Annotated in this window: 9 protein-coding genes; 8 read left to right on the top strand and 1 reads right to left on the bottom strand. The window is 73.7% G+C overall.

All coding sequences use genetic code 11. The features are described 5' to 3' along the window. Nucleotides 1-24: 24 nt before the first annotated feature. The 5 genes from IE262_RS18940 (at nt 25) to IE262_RS18960 (ending at nt 14,393) form a co-directional block, all read left to right on the top strand. A complete protein-coding gene (locus IE262_RS18940) occupies nt 25-1,560 on the top strand; it encodes a multicopper oxidase family protein (RefSeq protein WP_189875058.1) in 1,536 nt (511 codons plus the stop codon). A gap of 125 nt (nt 1,561-1,685) precedes the next feature. After that, a complete protein-coding gene (locus tag IE262_RS18945; RefSeq protein WP_189875060.1) occupies nt 1,686-3,290 on the top strand; it encodes an FAD-dependent monooxygenase in 1,605 nt (534 codons plus the stop codon). A 146-nt stretch (nt 3,291-3,436) separates the two neighbouring features. Further along, the gene (locus tag IE262_RS40200; protein ID WP_189875062.1) at nt 3,437-6,916 is read left to right on the top strand and encodes a type I polyketide synthase; all 3,480 of its coding nucleotides are present in this window, start codon (nt 3,437-3,439) and stop codon (nt 6,914-6,916) included. Between the two features lie 37 nt (nt 6,917-6,953). Continuing rightward, nucleotides 6,954-13,502 carry a type I polyketide synthase gene (locus IE262_RS18955; protein WP_189875064.1) on the top strand — a complete coding sequence of 2,183 codons (6,549 nt, stop codon included), beginning with the start codon at nt 6,954-6,956 and terminating at the stop codon, nt 13,500-13,502. 249 nt (nt 13,503-13,751) lie between these two features. Then, nucleotides 13,752-14,393, top strand: a complete 642-nt coding sequence (locus IE262_RS18960) for a permease prefix domain 1-containing protein (protein WP_134027786.1) — start codon at nt 13,752-13,754, stop codon at nt 14,391-14,393. Between the two features lie 222 nt (nt 14,394-14,615). Here the strand turns inward: IE262_RS18960 and IE262_RS18965 are convergent, their stop codons facing one another. Continuing rightward, entirely contained in the window at nt 14,616-14,948 is a 333-nt protein-coding gene (locus IE262_RS18965) for a PadR family transcriptional regulator (RefSeq protein WP_134027788.1), read from the bottom strand. A 99-nt stretch (nt 14,949-15,047) separates the two neighbouring features. Here IE262_RS18965 and IE262_RS18970 point away from each other — a divergent pair, with 99 nt between their 5' ends. From IE262_RS18970 to IE262_RS18975, 3 genes are all read left to right on the top strand, one after another. Then, on the top strand, nt 15,048-17,204 hold the full coding sequence (locus tag IE262_RS18970; RefSeq protein ID WP_373305078.1) for an MMPL family transporter: 2,157 nt from the start codon (nt 15,048-15,050) through the stop codon (nt 17,202-17,204). A gap of 296 nt (nt 17,205-17,500) precedes the next feature. After that, a complete protein-coding gene (locus IE262_RS40550; RefSeq protein WP_373305087.1) occupies nt 17,501-17,731 on the top strand; it encodes a DUF6059 family protein in 231 nt (76 codons plus the stop codon). A gap of 651 nt (nt 17,732-18,382) precedes the next feature. After that, on the top strand, nt 18,383-19,174 hold the full coding sequence (locus tag IE262_RS18975; protein ID WP_268249574.1) for an AfsR/SARP family transcriptional regulator: 792 nt from the start codon (nt 18,383-18,385) through the stop codon (nt 19,172-19,174). Nucleotides 19,175-19,566: the final 392 nt, after the last annotated feature.

The following is a 19,566-nucleotide window of genomic DNA, read 5'->3' on the forward strand; positions in this document are numbered from 1 at the left end:
CCCACCATCAGTGAGGAGCCTGGGATGTCCCTGACCCGTCGGAAGATGCTGCGGCTCGCCGGGGGCGCCGCCGTGGCACTGCCCGTCGCGTCCGCCCTGACCGGTTGCAGCGACGGGGGAGGGAGCACGGGCGCGGTGCGCAAGAGCCGGGCCCGCACCCCGGCCCCGTTCAGGACGCCGCTGCCCGTCCCGTCCGTCCTGAAGCCCTCCAGGACACAGGGCGGCGTCGACTACTACGACATCGTCCAGAAGCCCGCCCAGGTGGAGATCCTGCCCGGCACCAAGACGGAGATCTGGGGCTACAACGGCCAGTTCCCGGGGCCCACACTCGCCACCCGCAGCGGCCGGCCGATCGTCGTACGCCACACCAACGAGCTGGAGGTGCCGGTCGCCGTCCATCTGCACGGCGGCAAGACCCCGCCCGAGCACGACGGCTTCCCGACCGACCTGATCCTGCCGGGCAACGGCTGGGAGGGGCACGACACCCACGGCGGCGACCTCTCCCGCGGCAGCCGGGAGTACCACTACCCGCTGGAGCAGCCGGCCGCGACCCTCTGGTACCACGACCACCGGATGGACTTCACCGGCCCGCAGGTCTACTACGGCCTCGCCGGCTTCCATCTCGTCCACGACGAGGCGGAGGACAACCTCCCGCTGCCCAAGGGCGAGCGTGACATTCCGCTGATGATATGCGACCGCTCGTTCACGGCGGACGGCGCCTTCGACTACCCGGCCGTCGAACCGAGCCTGAAGGGCGAACACGGTGTCACCGAGGACTTCATGGAGGGCGTCCTCGGCGACGTCATCCTGGTGAACGGGGCGCCCTGGCCGGTCCTGGAGGTCGACGCCGCCCGCTACCGCTTCCGGCTGCTCAACGCCTCCAACGCCCGTCGCTACCGGCTCGCCCTCGACCCCGGCCCGCAGTCGGGCAGCGCCTTCGTGCAGGTCGGCAGCGACGTGGGGCTGCTGGGCCGGCCCATCGGGCACGACGAGATCCAGATGGCCCCGGCCGAACGCTTCGACGTGGTGGTGGACTTCTCCAAGTTCCCCGTCGGCACCCGGATCGACATGGTCAACAAGCTGGACGACGGCGACACCGGCAAGGTCATGCAGTTCCATGTGGTGCGCAAGGCCGCCGACAACAGCCGGGTGCCCACCAAACTCGTCGACTTCGAGCCACTCAGCCGTTCCTCCGCCACCGTGACCCGCAAGTTCGACTTCAACCAGCGCAGCGACGACGGCTGGGACATCAACGGCAAGGCGTACGACCCCGAGCGGGACGACGCCGTACCGGAACTCGGCGCGACCGAGATCTGGCGCTTCGACGGCGACGCCCACCATCCGATCCATCTGCACCTCGCCCACTTCCAGGTGCTCAGCCGCAACCAGAACGACCCGGGCCCCTACGATTCGGGCTGGAAGGACACCATCGACCTGGAGTCCGGCAAGGAGATGGAGATCATCGCCCGCTTCACCGGCTACCGCGGCAGGTACGTCTTCCACTGCCACAACCTGGAGCACGAGGACATGGGGATGATGGCCAACTTCCGGGTGAGGTGATGCCACTTCGGGCCCCTGGGTCCCGGCGCGCGAGCGCGGTTCGAGCCGTCCTTCACAGGGCGCTGTCAGGCTCGCCGGGACCGGGGGCCCCGGCCGGGGCCCGGCACTCGTGGAAGGGGCCTGACGTGCACGAGGACACCACTCCCGTTCTGGTCGTCGGCGGCGGCCTGGTCGGACTGTCCACGTCGTTGTTCCTGTCCTGGCACGGCGTGCGGCACATCCTGGTCGAGCGGCACGCCGGCACCTCCGTCCATCCCCGCGCGTGGGGCCTGTACCCGCGCACCCTGGAACTGCTCGACGCCGTCGGCGTGAGCGACGACCTGCTGGCCGAGGCGGCCGGCTTCGCCGGACACACCCTCAACGGCAAGGTCGAGTCGCTGACCGGGCGGGAGATTTCGGTGACCCGCATCCCGGAACCCGAGGACATCGGCGACATCAGCCCCGTGGCCCGCGTCCTCTCGCTGAGCCAGGACCGCATCGAGCCGATCCTGCTGCGCCGCGTCCGCGAACTCGGCGCCGAGGTGCGCTTCGGCACCGAGCTGCGCGACCCGGAGCAGGACGCCGACGGCGTCACCGCCACGCTGCACGACCGGGAGACCGGCGCCGAGCGACGTGTGCGGGCGCGGTACCTGGTCGCGGCCGACGGCGCCCACAGCCCGGTGCGCGAACGCCTCGGCATCGCCCGGCAGGGCCGCGGCACCCTGCGCCACCAGATCAGCATCGTCTTCCGCGCCGACCTGCGCGGCCCCCTGGGCGAACGCCGCTTCGCCGTGTGCCGGATCGCCAACCCGCTGGTGGACGGGGTGCTGGGGCACGACGACACCCTGCGCAGGGGCACGCTCATCGTCACCCACGACCCGCGCACCGACCCGTTCACGGCCTACACGCCCGAGCGCTGCACGGAGCTGGTGCGCGCCGCCGTCGGCGTACCCGACCTGCCCGTGGAGATCGTGAGCACGCTGCCGTGGGAGATGGCCGCCCTGGTCGCCGAGCGCTACACCGAGGGCCGGATCTTCCTCGTCGGGGACGCCGCCCACGTCATCCCGCCGGTGGGCGGCTACGGCGCCAACACCGGGATCCAGGACGCCCACAACCTCGCCTGGAAGCTGGCCGCCGTGCTGCACGGACAGGCGGGGCAGGCACTGCTCGACACCTACGACACCGAGCGCCTCCCCGTGGGGAGGGCGACCATGCGCCAGGCGGCGCTGCGCCTCGCGGCGCGGGCCGGCAGCGGCGGCGCCCCGGGGGGCGCGGCCGTCGCGGACACCCTGAGCGTCATGTTCGGATACCGCTACCGGTCGGCTGCGGTGATCGCCGACGAGGGTGAACAGACGGACGCCGCAGCCGACTTCGCCGAGCCCCGCACCCTGTCGGGCGCCCCCGGCACCCGGGCACCGCACCTGTGGCTGGTCACCGAGGACGGCCGTACGGTCTCCACGCTCTCCCTGGTGGGCCGCCGGCCGCTGCTCATGGCGGGCGCCAAGGCCGCGGAGTGGTACGAGGCCGCGCACGCGGTGGCCCGGCGGACCGGTGTCGCCCTCGACGTCCTGCGCCTGGGCGAGGACGTCAGGGAGCGGGAGCGGTCCTGGCACGACGCCATGGGGGTGACGGAGAGCGACGCGGTCCTGCTGCGCCCCGACGGCTTCGTCGCCTGGCGTACGACGGCCGCGGTCCCCTCCCCCGAGCACGCCCTGGAGACAGTCCTCACCCGCGTCCTCGCCCGGGACTGAACCACGGCCTGTTCGGGAGGGCGTCGGCCACGGGCGCCCACGGGGCTGTCCGCGCCCGTGCGCCCCAACGATTCTTCAGGCGTCTTCCATGTCCTGCCCCCACGATCGGCTGGCACAGCGACCCGACCCACGAGGGAGCACCCACCATGAGCACCTCCGTGCGTCCCGACCCGATCGCAGTGATCGGCATGGCCTGCCGACTGCCCGGCGCGCCGCACCCCGACGCCTTCTGGGACCTGCTGCGCGAGAGCCGCGACGCCCTCACCGAAGCACCGCCGGAGCGGTTCGGTGGTCCGGACACGGCGCCGCGCGGTGGCTTCCTGTCCGACGTGGCCGGTTTCGACGCCGGCTTCTTCGGGATCTCCCCGCGTGAGGCCGCCGCCATGGACCCCCAGCAGCGGCTGATGCTGGAGTTGGCCTGGGAGGCCCTGGAGGACGCGTACGTCGTACCCGACAGGCTTCGCGGCACGCACACCGGTGTCTTCGTGGGTGCGATGGCCGACGACTACGCTCAGCTGGCCCACGCGCGAGGCGGCGCCGCCGTCACCCCGCACACCCTGCCGGGCCTGCTCCGCGGCCTCATCGCCAACCGGATCAGCCACGTCCTGGGGCTGGGCGGACCCAGTCTCACCGTGGACACCGGCCAGTCGTCCGGCCTCGCCGCGGTGCACGTGGCCTGCGCGTCGCTGTGGCGTGAGGAGACCGACACCGCGCTCGTGGGGGCCGTGCACCTCAACCTCGCCCCCGGGAGCCTCCTCGCGGCCCAGCGTTCCGGGGCGCTGTCGCCGGACGGCCGCTGCCACACCTTCGACGTCCGGGCCAACGGTTACGCGCGGGGCGAGGGCGGCGTCCTGGTGGTGCTCAAGCCGCTCACCCGGGCCCTCGCCGACGGCGACCGCGTGCACTGCGTCGTCCTCGGTTCGGCCATGACCACCGACGGCGGTCCGGACCCGCTGACGGTGCCCGGCCGCCGGGCCCAGGAGGAGGTGCTGCGCCACGCCTGCGCGGCGGCCGGCGTCGCCCCCGACCGGGTGCGGTACGTCGAACTGCACGGCACCGGGACGCGGGTCGGCGACCCCGTGGAGGCCGCGGCGCTGGGCGAGGTCCTCGGTACCGGCCGCGACCCCGCCGACGCGCTGCGCGTGGGGTCGGCGAAGACCAACGTGGGGCATCTGGAGGGTGCCGCCGGCATGGTGGGCCTGCTCAAGACGGCCCTGTGCCTGCGCCACGGGCAACTCGTCCCCAGCCTCCACTTCGGCACCGCGAACCCGGCCATCCCCCTCATCGACCTGGGCCTGCGCGTCCAGACGGCCCTCACGGACTGGCCCCACCCGGACGAACCCCCGCTCGCGGGCGTGTCCTCCTTCGGCATGGGCGGAGCGAACTGCCATGTCGTACTCGGCGCACCGCCACCGGAGGCGGTCACCGGCGGGGGGCCCGTCCAGGCCGCGCCCGGCGCGGCCCAGGAGGGGCTCGTGGCGCAGGTGGGGCTCTCGGCGCAGGTGGGGCTCGTGGCGCAGGAGGGCATGGCCGACGCGCCGCACTCGGCCCCGGACACGCCGTCGGGAGGGACACGCCCTCGACCGCACGCCCCTGGCCCGGCGCCCGGCATGCCCCACCCCGGGCCCACGCCGGTGCCGTGGCTGCTGTCCGCCCGTACCGCGTCCGCCCTGCGGGCCCAGGCCCGTGCCCTGGCCGATCACCTGCGCCGCCGCCCTGCGACCGACCCCTCAGCGGCCGCCCGCACACTGGCCACCGGCCGCGCCCATCACGATCACCGGGCCGTACTGCGGGTGCCCGCCGGGCGGTTGCCCACGGACGCGCTCGACGCGCTCGCCGAGGGGCGCCCCGATCCGTCGGTGCTCCGGGGCCGGGCCCGTGCCGGGGCCGGGCTCGCGGTGCTGTTCACCGGCCAGGGGGTTCGCTGGCCGGGCGCGGGCCGCGGCCTGTATGCGGCCTTCCCCGCCTTCGCGCGAGCCCTGGACGAGGTCTGCGAGCAGTTCGACCCACACCTCGACCGGCCCCTGCGCGATCTGCTGCTCCACCCGGCGGACCCGGACGACCTCGTCCAGCGGACCGACCACGCCCAACCCGCCCTGTTCGCCCTGGAGACGGCGCTGCTGCGGTTGCTGGAGTCCTGGGGCCTGCGACCGGCCGTGCTCGCCGGGCACTCCGTCGGCGAGCTGACCGCGGCGCACGCGGCGGGCGTGTTCTCGCTGCGGGACGCGGCCGCACTGGTCGCCACCCGGGGCCGGCTGATGCACGAGGCCCCGGGCGAGGGCGCCATGCTCGCCGTCCAGACGACCGAGGAGGAGGCACGGGCGGCCCTGCCCGCCGGCGCCGTCGACATCGCCGCTGTCAACGCGCCCGGGTCCGTGGTCGTCTCGGGCACGGTCGAAGCGGTCGAGCAGGTCGCCGCACACTGGGCCGCGCGGGGCCGCAGAACCCGGCGGCTGCGCGTCGGGCATGCCTTCCACTCGCCGCTGATGGAGCCCGTCCTGGAGGAGTTCCGGCGGGTGGCCCGCACTGTCGCCTACCGGCCGCCCCGGCTCCCGGTCCTGTCGAACGTCACCGGCGCCCTGGCCACCCCCGAGCAGTTGTGTTCGCCGGACTACTGGACCCGGCACGTCAGGGCCACCGTCCGGTTCGCCGACGCGGTGCGCGCGCTCGACGCGCAGGGGACCGGCGCCTACGTGGAGCTCGGCCCCGAACCGGCCCTCACCCCCCAGGCCGCCCGCTGTCTGCCCCCCGCCGACCCGGACGGCCCGCCGCCTCCCACCCTCACGGCCACGCTCCGCCCCGGCCACGACGAACCCACGGCCCTGCTCACCGCGGTCGCGCGACTGCACGTCGCGGGCCAGGACGTGGACTGGTCCGCGCTGCTGGGCCCGGGCCCCCGCGCCGACCTGCCGACGTACGCCTTCCAGCGCCGCCGCCACTGGCTCCCGCAGCAACCGGCCGACGACGGCATCCGGGCCGCCACGACCGCGGCGGACGGCACCGCGCCCCCACCACGGCGGACCGGCGGACCCGCCCTGCCGGAGACCGGCCCGTCCCCGGAACCCGACGAGCCCTCCGACCAGCCCTACTGGCAGCGTCTGCTGGCGGGCCGTACCGGCCGGGAGCGGTACCGGCTCGCGCTGGAGCTGGTCCGGGCCGAGGCCGCCGCCGTACTCGAACATCCCGGGCCGGACGCGGTCGACCCGCGGCGTTCCTTCCGAGACGCCGGCTTCGACTCGGTCACCGGCGTGGAGTACCGGGACCGGCTGCGGGAGCTCACCGGCCTGCCGCTGCCGGCCACCCTCGTCTTCGACCGGCCCACCCCCGCGGCCCTCACCGAGCACCTCCTCGCCGAGCTCACGCCCCACCCGCCGGAGGAGTCCTCCGCCGCCCTGTCGGCCCTCGAACGGCTGCGGGCGGCGCTGTCCGACGCACCGTTGGACCCCGTCACGGGCGACCGGCTCGCCGACGGACTGCGTGAGCTGCTGTCCACCCTCGCGGGCGGCCCGGATGCCTCCGGCCGGCCGCACGCCGTGCCCGGCGACGTCACTGACATCACCGAGAAGATCGGAACCGCCACCGATGACGAAATCTTCGCCCTCCTCGACCACGAGTTCGACGCCTGAGCCGACGCCGGACCCCGCGGCGGGAAACGGGGCAGCCATGACAGAGGCCAGACTGCGGACGTATCTGAAACGGGCCACGACGGAGCTGTACCGGACGCGGCAGGAGCTCGCCGAGCTCCGTGACCGGGACCGCGAACCCCTCGCGATCGTCGGCATGGCCTGCCGCTTTCCCGGCGGGGTGCGCGGCCCGGAAGACCTGTGGCGGCTCGTCGCCTCCGGCACCGACGCCATCTCGCCGTTCCCGGCGAACCGGAGCTGGCGGCTCGACGGGCTCGCCGACGCGGCCGGGGACACCGGCACCCCCGTGCCCCACGGCGGCTTCCTGCACGACGCCGACGAGTTCGACGCGGAGTTCTTCGGCATCAGCCCGCGCGAGGCCCTGGCCATGGACCCCCAGCAGCGGCTGCTCCTGGAGAGCGCCTGGGAGGCCGTGGAGCACGCGGGCATCGACCCGACCGGACTGCGGGAGAGCCGTACCGGCGTGTTCGCCGGAGTCACGGCGCAGGAGTACGCGTCGCTGAGCCGGACCGGGCACGAGGGCGTGGAGGGCTACCTGCTGTCGGGGACCACCGCGAGCGTCGCCTCCGGACGCGTCGCCTACACCCTCGGGCTGCGCGGCCCCGCGCTCACCGTCGACACCGCCTGCTCGTCCTCGCTGGTCGCGCTGCACCTCGCCTGCCGTTCGCTGCGGGCCGGCGAGTGCGATCTCGCGCTGGCGGGCGGGGCCTGTGTGATGGCGACGCCGGGGATGTTCCTGGAGTTCACCCGGCAGCAGGGACTGGCCGCGGACGGTCGCTGCAAGCCGTTCGCGGCCGCCGCCGACGGCACCTCGTGGGCGGAGGGCGTCGGATTGATCGTGCTGGAGCGGCTGTCGGCGGCCCGCCGGCGCGGCCACCGGATCCTGGCCGTCATCCGCGGTTCCGCCGTCAACCAGGACGGCGCCAGCAACGGACTGACCGCCCCGAGCGGGCCTGCCCAGGAGCGGGTCCTGCGCGACGCGCTGCACTCGGCCGGGCTGCGGCCCGAGGACGTGGACGCCGTGGAGGCGCACGGCACGGGCACCCGGCTCGGTGACCCGATCGAGGCCGGCGCGCTGCTCGCCGTCTACGGCCGGGAGCGGCCCGCGGACCGCCCGCTGTTGCTCGGCTCGCTGAAGTCGAACATCGGGCACGCGCAGGCGGCCGCGGGGATCGGCGGCGTCATCAAGACGGTGCAGGCCCTGCGCCACGAGCAGCTGCCGCGCACCCTGCACGTGGACGCGCCCACCCCGCACGTGGAGTGGCGGGAGGGCGGCGTACGGCTGCTCACCGAGGCCCGTCCGTGGCCGCGCCGCGGCACCCCGCGCCGGGCGGGCGTCTCGTCCTTCGGCATCAGCGGGACCAACGCGCACCTGATCCTCGAAGAGGCACCGGAGCCGGAACCGGCGAGGTCGCCCACCTCACGGGAGCAGCCACCGGGCCAGGCGAAGGCCACCGCAGGGGAGACGGCACCCGACCAGGCGAGACCGGCCACCGCACAGGCGCCGGAACGGGACCACGCGACGGCGGCCACCGCGCGGGAGCCGGAGCCGACCCCGGCCACGTCACCCACCGCACCGGAGCCGGAGCCGTTCCCCCTCCCGTGGCCCCTGTCCGCGCGCACCGCCCCGGCCCTGGCCCGGCAGGCGGCACGGCTCGCCGAGAGCCTGGGCGAGGCACCGGCATCGGGCCCGGCCGACGCGGGCCACGCCCCGGACGGCACCCGGTCCACCGCGCTCCCGCCCCGACCCGCCGACGTGGCGCACGCCCTGGTCGGCACCCGGGCCGCGCTGGAGCACCGGGCCGTGGTGCTCGCCGAGGATCTGGCCGGGTTCCGCGCGCTGTTGTCCCGTCTGGCGCGCGGCGAGGACGTGCCGGGCGTGGTGCGAGGCCGGACGAGGGCCGGGCGCACGGTGTTCGTCTTCCCGGGGCAGGGCTCGCAGTGGGCGGGGATGGCGCGCGAACTGCTCCAGACGTCCCCCGTGTTCCGGGACCGCGTCCACCAGTGCGCCGAGGCCCTCGCCCCGTACACCGACTGGTCACTGACCGACGTGCTCACCGAGGCGCCGAAGGCCCCTCCGCTCGACCGGGTCGACGTGGTGCAGCCCGCGCTGTGGGCGGTCATGGTGGCCCTGGCGGAGGTGTGGCGTGCCCACGGTGTGCAGCCCGACGCCGTCGTGGGGCACTCGCAGGGGGAGATCGCCGCCGCGTGCGTGGCGGGCGCCCTGTCGCTGTCGGACGCCGCGCGCGTGGTGGCTCTGCGCAGCCGCGCCCTGATCCGACTGGCGGGCACCGGTGGGATGGCGTCGGTGGCCCTGCCCGCCGACCGGGTGCGCGAGCGGCTCGCCGATCCCGACCTGGCCGGCCGGGTGCACCTCGCCGGGGTCAACGGCCCCGCGGCCACGGTGATCGCGGGCCCGGCGGCACTCCTGTCGTCGCTGGTCGCCGCGTGGGAGGCGTCAGGCGTGCACGCCCGCGTGGTCCCCGTCGACTACTCCTCGCACAGCCCGGACGTGGAGGCGCTGCGTCCGGAGGTGCTGGACCTGCTGGCCCCGGTCGCCCCGCGCCGCCCCGACGTCCCCCTCTACTCGACGCTCACCGGCGGCCTGCTGGACGAGGCCACGCCGATGGACGCCGAGCACTGGTTCCGCGGTCTGCGCGCCCCCGTGCGGTTCCACGACGCGGTGACCGCCCTGATCGACACGGGCCACGACCTGTTCGTCGAGTGCAGTCCGCACCCGGTGCTCACCATCGCCGTCCAGGACGCTCTCGACGCCGCCGGGGTACGCGGCGCCGCCCTGGGCACCCTGAACCGCGGCGCCGGTGGCCGGCGCCGGTTGCTGGTCTCGCTCGCCGAGGGGTATGTGCGCGGCGCGCCCGTGGACTGGTCCACGCTGCTGCCCCCGGGACGGCCGGAGGCGGCGGAGCTGCCCACGTACGCCTTCGAGCGCCGCCGCTACTGGTTGGAGCAGCCGTCGGGCACCGATCCCGCCCGGCTCGGTGTGGCGGCGACCGGGCATCCGCTGCTGGGCGCCGTGGTCGAGTCGGCCGCCGACGAGGGCCTGTTGCTCACCGGGCGGATCTCGGTGGCCGAGCAGCCCTGGCTCGCCGACCACGTCGTGCACGAGTCGGTGCTCCTGTCGGGCACGACGCTGGTGGACTGGGCGCTGCACGCCGCCGACCGGCTCGACGGCTCCGTGGACGATCTCGTCCTGGAGGCGCCTCTCGTGCTGCCCGTCGACGGCGCGGTGGACGTGCAGCTCGCCGTGGCCGGCCCCGACGCCGCACGCCGTCGTACGTTCACCGTGCACTCCCGCCCCGCCGGGCGGGAGGACGCGACGGGCGCCCGGTGGACCCGCCATGCCTCGGGCACCCTCGCCCCGCTCGCCGATCCGGATCCGTCCGCGCCGGAGCAGTGGCCGCCGGCCGGGGCCGAAACGCTCGACGTCACCGAGGTCTACGACCGCCTCGCCGCCGTCGGCTACTGGTACGGCCCGGCCTTCCGGAACCTGCGCGCCGCCTGGCGGCGGGAGGGGGAGCTGTACGCCGAGGTCCGGCTCGCCCCGGACACCGACCCGACCGGATTCGCCGTGCACCCGGCGCTGCTGGACGCGGCCTTGCACGCCCTGGTGCTGCACGCGCTGGACGCGGCGGAGGACGCGGAGAGCATCCTGCTGCCGTTCTCCTTCGCCGGAGTACGGGTGCACGCGGTGGAGGCGGACGAGGTGCGCGTCCGCGTGACGCCCACCGGGCCGCGACACGCCCGGCTGCTGCTCACCGACCGGTCCGGGGCGCCGGTCGCCACCGTCCAGGAGGTGTCGCTGCGCCCGACCTCGCGTGCCGCGCTGCGCGCGCAGGACGACGTTTCGGCGGACGCCCTCTTCGAGGTGACCTGGCAACCGGTGCCTGCCGAGGTGCCCGGACCGGCCGTGCGCTGGGCGGTGCTCGGTGCCGCCCACCCGCGGCTGCCGCAGGCCCCGGTCCACGCCGATCTGCCGACCCTGCTGTCGGCGCTCGGCGAGCGGGACACCGCACCCGACGCGCTGGTGGCCTTCTGGCCGCCCGGTCCGGCAGGGGCCGTGTCCGAGGGGGGCCGCGCGGTGGCGGCCGCCCACGAGGCCGCCCGGTCCGCGCTCGCGCTCGTCCAGGAGGTGCTGGCCGCGGGGCGGCTGCGCTCGGCGCGGCTGGTGGTGGTGACCCGCGGCGCGGTCGCCACCGGTCCCGGGGAGCCCGGCCCGGATCTCGCGGCCGCCACGGTGTGGGGGCTGCTGAAGAGCGCCCAGAGCGAGCATCCCGGCCGCTTCGTGCTCCTCGACCTGGACGCCGAGGGCGCCGACGAGGACGCGGACAGCGGGGCGGACCAGGTGGCCGTCGCCCTCATGACCGGGGAGCCGCAACTGGCGTGGCGCCGGGGCGCCTGGCACGCTCCCCGGCTGGCCCCGCTATCCGCGCGCCGCACGCTCACGCCGCCCCCGGACGGCAGCTGGCACCTGGACATCCGTACGAAGGGCACCCTGGACGGCCTCGCGCTGGTCCCGGACGACCACGGCTCGCGGCCGCTCGGCGCGGGGGAGGTCCGGGTGGCGATGCGTGCGGCGGGCGTCAACTTCCGTGACGTCGTGGTGGCTCTGGACATGGTCCCGGGTCAGGAGGGCATGGGGCTGGAGGGCGCGGGCGTGGTCCTGGAGACGGGTGCCGGGGTGCGGGACCTGGCTCCCGGCGACCATGTCATGGGCCTGGTGCCGAGGAACGCGTTCGGCCCGGTGGCCGTCACGGACCGGCGGCTGCTGGCGCGGATCCCGCGGGGCTGGTCGTTCACGCAGGCGGCGGCGGTGCCGGTGGTGTTCCTGACGGCGTACCACTGCCTGGCCGAGCTGGCCGGGGTCCGTCCCGGCGACCGGGTCCTGGTGCACTCCGGAGCCGGCGGGGTGGGCATCGCGGCGATCCGGCTCGCCCGGCACCTGGGCGCGGAGGTGTTCGCCACCGCCTCGCCCGGCAAGTGGGACGTCCTGCGCGCGGAGGGGCTCGCCGACAGCCACATCGCGAGCTCGCGCACCGACGCGTTCGAGGAGACGTTCCGCCGGGCGACGGACGGCGCGGGCATGGACGTCGTGCTCAACTCGCTCACCGGTCCGCTGCTGGACGCCTCGCTGCGGCTGCTGGGATCCTCGGGGCACCTGGTCGAGATCGGCAAGACCGACGTCCGGGACGCCGAGGAGGTCGGCCGGCGGCATCCTGGAGTCCGTTACGACGTCTTCGACCTGCTGCGGGCCGAACCCGACCACGTGGCGCGGATGCTGACCGAGGTCCTCGCCCTGTTCGACCGGGGCGTGCCGGGACTGCTGCCGGTGACCACGTGGCCGGTGCACGAGGGCGGACAGGCCCTGCGTCACATGGCCCAGGCGCGGCACACGGGCAAGGTGGTGCTGACGCCGCCGCCCGGCTTCGACCCTCACGGCACGGTCCTGATCACCGGCGGCACCGGCGTCCTCGGCCGGCTGCTGACCCGCCACCTGGTGACCCGGCACGGGGTACGGCGGCTGCTGCTGGCCGGTCGCCGGGGCGCGAGCGCCGACGGGGCCGCGGAACTGGCCGAGGAGCTGGCGGCGCACGGTGCCCGGGTGTCGTTCGCGGCCTGTGACCTCGCGGACCGGGCGACGGTGGCCCGCCTGCTGCGGGACGTCCCGGACACCCATCCGCTGACCGCGGTCGTGCACGCGGCGGGCGTTCTCGCGGACGGCACCGTCGAGACGCTCACGCCGGACGCGGTGGACCGGGTGCTCGCTCCCAAGGCGGATGCGGCCTGGCACCTGCACGAGCTGACCCGGGGGACCAGACTGTCCGCCTTCGTGTCCTTCTCCTCGGTGGTCGCGACGCTGGGCTCGGCGGGACAGGCGAACTACGCCGCCGCCAACTCGTTCCTGGACGCGCTGGCGCACCGCCGCAGGGCCGAGGGCCTGTCCGGCACGTCGCTCGGCTGGGGGCTGTGGGCGCAGGCCGGGGGTATGACGGGGCACCTGTCCGAGGCCGACCGGGCCCGCATGAGCCGCGGCGGGGTGGCCGCGCTCTCGGTGCCGGAGGGGCTGGCCCTGTTCGACGCGGCGCTGGCGACGGGCGGCACGCAGGTGCTGCCGGTCCGGTGGGACCGGCCGGCGCTGGGCGACCTCGCGGGCCGGGACAGTTTGCCGCCGCTGCTGCGCGGCCTCGGCGGCATCCGTCCGACGGCCCGGCGCACCGCCCGCCAGGACGACACCGGGGACGCTCCCGCCTGGTCCCGGCAGCTGGCGGCGCTGCCCGCCGACCGCCGTCGCGCGGCCCTGTCGGAGTTGCTGACGCGCGAGGTGGCGACCGTTCTGGGCTACGGCGACGACGAGGAGATCGATGTCGACCAGTCCTTCAAGGACATGGGGTTCGACTCCCTGGCCGGGGTCGAGCTGCGCAACCGCCTGACCGCGGCGACCGGCCTGCGGCTGCCCGCGACACTGGTCTTCGACCGTCCCACGGTGCCCGACCTGACCGACCATCTCCTCGACGACCCGGCGCTGCTCTCGCCCGTCGGCGGGGGCTGACCCGGGGCAGACACGGGGCCCGGGTGGCGTCCGGGCCCCGACGGGGGTTCGGGCACCGTGTGCGGGACACCCGTGACGGGCCGCGGGGCCGCGCTGCTCCACGTACCGCGGCCGGGCGGGGGCCGCGACCGCCCGCGGGGAGGAGGGCCGGTTCAGGGACGCCTCAGGGATTTCCCTGAACTCCCTTCGCTCTCAACTCCCTATACTTGCCAAGGACCGTACGCGGCGGAGGACTCCAGGGAGACCCGGGTGATTGACCGATACGTCGCCGAACTGGACAAGGCCCTGCGCGGCCCACGGGCGGTCAAGGCGGACATGCTCGCGGAGGCTCGTGACGGGCTCGTCGATGCCGCCGAGGCGTACGAGGAGAGCGGCCTGGACCGCACCAGCGCCGAGCAGCGTGCCGTGGCCGACTTCGGCCCCGTCGACATCATCGCTCCCGAGTACCAGCCGGAGCTGGCCCTGGCCGAGGGCCGGCGTACGGCACTGCTGATCTGCGTCGTCCTGACCGTCCAGCCGGTCGCGTGGTGGCTGCTGCTGACCCTCGCCGGACACGGCGCGGACGCCCGCGCCGACACGGATTACGCCCTGGTCGACGACGTGGTGCGCTGGACCGGCGCCGGGGCCATCGGCACGGCGCTCGCGGTGGCGATCGCCACCGGCGCCGGGGTGCGCTACGTGGGCGCACGCCGGCGTCTGGTCCGTGCGGCCGGTTTCTTCGCGTTCCTCGTCTGCGCGGTCTTCGCCGTCCTCGGCCTGCTGCTGACGCTCTACAGCCCGGCCACGGACTCGCTGCTGGGCCTCACGGGCCTGCCGATGACGGCCCTGCTGCTCGGCGTTCCGCTGGCCGGGGTCGCCGTGGCGGGCCGTCGTTGCCTGGCCGCGTCCTGACCGTGTACGTGCGTGCACGGCTCGTCGGCGCCGCGCCGAGGTGACAGGGCCCGGTTCCCGTCCTCCGGATCGGCCGGGCGTCGTGAGGCCGGGCACGCGCGCTCCCGGACCGGGAAGCTCCTGACCCCGCGTCTCCCTGCTCCCTGACGCCCCGGGGGCACGTCATGCGAAAGCACCGGCACGGCTCGTGAACCGTGCCGGTCGTCGCTCTCCTCGCGGCCCTCAAGCCGGCGCGGACCCTGGGCGCAGGACACCCTCGACCATGGTGGAGAAATCCCGCCATTTCGTCCGCTCGTTGGTCAGCGCCCGACGGCCCGCGGCGGTGAGCTGGTAGGTGCGGCGCCGCCGGCCACCCACCGTGCTCCACTCACTCTCCACGAGTCCCGCCCGATCGAGGCGCCGCAGCGCGGGGTAGAGCGACCCGGTCGGCAGATCCAGCGCCCCACCGCTGCTGACCTGGAGAGCCTCCATGACCGCGTATCCGTGCAGAGGCTCCGTTTCGAGCACCGCGAGGATCAGCGCGTCCAGATGGCCCCGTAGCGCTTCAGACATCATGTAGGCAATCTACATCATGTGCTAGCGTCGACGTCCTACATGTAGCCAAGCTATCTATCGTGGCGGGTGACGCCACTGGACAAGGGAGGTCGGACCACGGTGGCCACGCCCAATCGGACCCTTACCGAGGCGGGTGACTCGTCGGGGACGGCGAGGCCGAGCCTCTTCGAACGTCTCGCCCAGGTCTCCTACCGCCGCAAGTGGTGGGCACTGGTGGGCTGGATCGTCGTCCTGCTGGCGGTGAGCATGGGCTCACAGGCCGTCGGCGACGACTACCACAACGACTTCAGCCTGCCGGGCACCGAGTCCCAGAAGGCGCTCAACGTCCTCCAGGACCGGGCCCCCTCGCAGGCGGGCGCCACGGTCACGATCGTGCTGGAGGCCGACGGCGGACTCACCGCCGCGCAGACGCGCGAGCGGGTCGAGTCGATGCTGGCCCAGGTCAAGAAGGAACCGCACGTCGTCAGCGTGGTCAGCCCCTACGACAACCGCCAGGCGCTGTCGAAGGACGGGACCATCGGCTACGCCTCGGTCGCGCTGGACAAGCAGTCGGAGGACATCCCCACCGAGGACGCCCAGAAGATCATCGACACCGCGCAGAAGGCCGACACCGCCGGTCTGCGCGTGGAACTGTCGGGTGACCCGGTCCGGGCCGCTCAGGGCGAGGACAGCGGCTCCGCCGAGGGCATCGGCATCCTCGCCGCCCTGGTGATCCTGGTCCTGCTCTTCGGCTCCCTGTTCGCCGCCGTGCTGCCCGTGGCGATCGCCCTGTTCGCCGTCGGCACCACGCTCGGCCTGATCATCCTCGCCTCCCATGTGGCGACCATCGCCAACTTCACCGCGCCGCTGATGATGCTGGTCGGTCTCGGCGTGGGCATCGACTACGCCCTGCTGGTGTTCTCCCGCTACCGCAGCGAGCTGTTCGCCGGCACCGACCGCGAGGCGGCGACGGTCAAGGCCATCGACACCGCCGGCCGTACCGTGTTCTTCGCCGGATGCACGGTCATCGTCGCCCTCCTCGGGCTCGTCGTGCTCGGCCTGGGTTCGCTGCAGGGCGTGGCCGTGGCGGTCGCCCTGACCGTGCTGCTCACCATGATCGCGTCGCTGACGCTGCTGCCCGCCCTGCTGGGCATCTTCGGCAGCCGGATCGAGAAGCAGGTGCGCCGCCGCGTCGAGAAGGGCCGCCGGGCCGGCGGCGAGCGCTGGGGCCGCTGGACCGCTGCCGTCCAGCGGCGCGCCTGGGCGGCCGCGCTGGTGCCGACCGCGCTGCTCGCGGCCCTCTCGCTGCCCGCGCTCGACATGCGGCTCGGCTTCGCCGACGCAGGCACCGACGACACCTCCACCACCACCCGCCAGGCGTACGACCTGCTCGCCAAGGGTTTCGGTCCGGGCTTCAACGGACCCCTGATCGTGGTCGCCGAGGGCGACTCGGCAGCCGCCTCGCAGGCCCGTGCGGCGCTTGAGGACAGCAAGGGCGTCGCCGCCGCGCTGCCACCGCAGTCCTCGGGTGACGGCCTGTCCACCATCATCGTCTTCCCCACCTCCGCCCCTCAGGACGCGGCCACGAACGACCTCGTCAGCGAGTTGCGGGACGACGTGCTGCCGCCGGTGGCCCAGGAAACGGACGCCACCTTCCTGGTGGGCGGCAGCACCGCCTCCGCCGAGGACTTCTCCGACGCCGTCGCGGGCCGGCTGCCCGCCTTCATCGCCGTGGTGGTCGGACTGTCGGTGCTGCTGCTCCTGCTGGTGTTCCGCTCGATCCTCATCCCGCTGAAGGCCGCGGTGCTCAATCTGCTCAGCGTCGGCGTCGCCATGGGCGTCATGACGCTGGTCTTCCAGAACGGCGCCCTGGGCATCGAGAAGGGCCCGATCGAGGCGTACGTCCCGGTGATGATCTTCGCGATCGTCTTCGGACTGTCCATGGACTACGAGGTCTTCCTGCTCTCCCGCATGCACGAGGAGTGGGAGCGCAGCAAGGACGCGGCCCTGGCGATCCGTCAGGGGCTGGCCACCACGGGCCAGGTCGTCACGGCCGCAGGCGCGATCATGATCGTGGTGTTCGGCGCCTTCATGTTCAGCGGCGACCGGATGCTCATGCAGTTCGGCTTCGGGCTGGCCGTCGCCGTCTTCGTCGACGCCGTCATCATCCGCTGCCTGATCCTGCCCGCGGTGATGCACCTGTTCGGCCGCTATGCCTGGTGGCTTCCCGGAGGGCTGGCCAAGCGCCTGCCCCGGGTGGCCATCGAACACCCCTGACGGGGGGGAATCCCCCGCCTCCCGTCAGGGACCGGCCGGCCTCCACGCCCGACGCGGGCGTGGAGGCCGGACTTTTGCTGTCGGCCCTCCGGCGCTCCTCGCACCGGCGCGAGCGCATGTGCCGTGGTGTGCCCTCACTGCGCCTCGACCAGAAGTTGAGGTGCCCCGCCCAGGATGCGGGAGACCCGATTCCGCGGCGAGGGTGAGGTCGACGCATGAAGGTACCGCGAGTCCTGCGATGGTGCGGCCGGATGTTGCTGTCGCTCGCGCACGACGTGGGCGCGGGTGCCCAGTTCATGGGCGCTCTCACCATCGGCATGCCACCACCGCCCCATCTCTTCACGCAGCCCACGCAGCCCACGCAGCTGCGAAACGCCCCTGATCCGGAACCCCGGAATGTTCTGGAATCAACAAATCCAGATATCAGCAAGGCCGCCGGAGGGCCGGCACCGGGCCACCCTGAACGACTTATTCCGCACATTCCGCCAGAACCGGAGGAACAAGCCCTGTGGTCACAGCTGCACTGACCTCGCCGCCCGAAGATGAAAGCCCCGCTCCACCTGTGCCCATTCGGAAAGAAAACGACCGGCGCGCCCCGTTGACTTGCCTGTAATTGTTCGGCACGGCATAGTCTGAAACGGAATCTTTACCACCGGGCAACACACAATCCAGAAAATCGGGGGATCTACAGGATGTCTCACGACGCTCGGCCGCGACCCGCCTCCTTCTTCACCGCGCCCGCACGCCCACGCGGGCGAAGTCCGCGCACCTAGAGGAGAAGTCGACCGGGGCCTGGACAGCAGCATAGTTCCACGGGCCACGGGCACTTGAACTCAGGAACCGCGCACAGGAGACCGGACGACGGTCGACAGCCACCGGTGAACGGAGCCCCAAAGGCGCGCTGCCACGAGAGGTTCACCCATCACCGCTCGGCATGCCACGCGGGCGAATTCGGCTGCCCTGATTTCACGGCAGCCCCCTGCGGGCCAAGTCGAGAAGCGTCACTCTGTCCTGCCGACATCCGGCCTCACACCACTGACGTCTGGCACCACCCGACCCATTGACCGGACTCTTTGTCCGACATATGCGTCCAACGCGGAAAAAGATAGTGTTTTGCGTTCGCTACGAAGGGTGTGGAGGCAATGCAGATCAGCGTGTTGGGTCCACTGTCCGTCACGATGAACGGGAGGAACGTCACACCTACGGCGCCGAAACCACGACGGATTCTGGCGCTGCTCGCCATGTCCGCGAACCAGGTGGTACGCAACGAGCAGCTCATCGAGGAGGTCTGGGAGGACCGGCCGCCCAGCAGCGTGGCCACCACCCTGCAGACGTACATCTACCAGCTGCGCAAATCGCTGCGCCTGGCGGGGGGTTCGAGAACCGACCGGGATCCCGGGGACGAACTGCGCACCTTCGTCGGGGGCTACATGCTCACGCTGCCGCACGAGGACCTGGACTCGCTGAGGTTCGAGGAGCGGGCGCAGCGGGGCAGGGCCCAGCTGGCGGCGGGTGACGTGGCCGGGGCGGCTCGCACGCTGCGGGAGGCCCTGGACCTGTGGCACGGGCCGGCGATGGTCGACTTGAACCCCGGCCCGGTACTGGTCTCGGAGGCACTACGACTGGATGAGATACGCAAGAGCGTCCTGGAACTGCGGATCGAGGCGGACCTGCGGCTGGGCTACCACCACGAGCTGCTCGCCGAACTGATCAAACTGGTCTCCTCACAGCCGACGCACGAAGGGTTCCAGGTCAAGCTGATGATCGCGCTCTACCGTGCCGGCCGGCGCTCCGAGGCCTTGCAGGTCTACCAGCACGCCCGGGAGAGCCTGGTCCGCGAACTGGGCGTGGACCCCTCGGAGACCCTCCAGCGGCTGCACCACGCCATCCTCACCGGTGACCTCGGACCGGGTCCGGCACCGGAGTCGCCGTCGCAGCGGGCATGGGCGATGCACGAGGTCAGATACTGAGGCCGGACGGCGTACCGCCGGAGGCGGTACGTGAAGCTCTCCGGGTCCGGTCGGGGCCGGGCGGCCCCAGGAGTGGGCGATGTGACAGGTGCGGTCCGAAGACCGCACGTCCCAAGACCGCACGTCCGAAGCCCGTTCGTACGACGGCCGTTCTCATGAAGTCCGCGACCGGTTCGGCCCGAAGGCCCGAAGACCCCGAGACTCCAAGACCCGCCAGGATGAAGCCCGCGACCCGTCCACGTCCTCCCCCACCTCCCCCGCGGTTGGATCGAACGACGGTCCGGGGCTTCCCCGGCCGGCGCGGCCCCGGGCCGGGCCCACGGGCCTCCTCCGGTGTCGACGCGCGTGGACGGAGTCCTGGGCCGTGTCCGGCCCGGGCTCCGGAGCACCCG

This window comes from Streptomyces bluensis (assembly GCF_014650715.1).
In the GTDB taxonomy this organism is placed as follows: domain Bacteria; phylum Actinomycetota; class Actinomycetes; order Streptomycetales; family Streptomycetaceae; genus Streptomyces; species Streptomyces bluensis.

Coding starts and splice junctions, on each gene's coding strand:
- IE262_RS18940 (WP_189875058.1), top strand. CDS start 25: ATGTCCCTGACCCGTCGGAAGATGCTGCGGCTCGCCGGGGGCGCCGCC.
- IE262_RS40200 (WP_189875062.1), top strand. CDS start 3,437: ATGAGCACCTCCGTGCGTCCCGACCCGATCGCAGTGATCGGCATGGCC.
- IE262_RS18955 (WP_189875064.1), top strand. CDS start 6,954: ATGACAGAGGCCAGACTGCGGACGTATCTGAAACGGGCCACGACGGAG.
- IE262_RS18965 (WP_134027788.1), bottom strand. CDS start 14,948: ATGATGTCTGAAGCGCTACGGGGCCATCTGGACGCGCTGATCCTCGCG.
- IE262_RS40550 (WP_373305087.1), top strand. CDS start 17,501: ATGGGCGCTCTCACCATCGGCATGCCACCACCGCCCCATCTCTTCACG.
- IE262_RS18975 (WP_268249574.1), top strand. CDS start 18,383: ATGAACGGGAGGAACGTCACACCTACGGCGCCGAAACCACGACGGATT.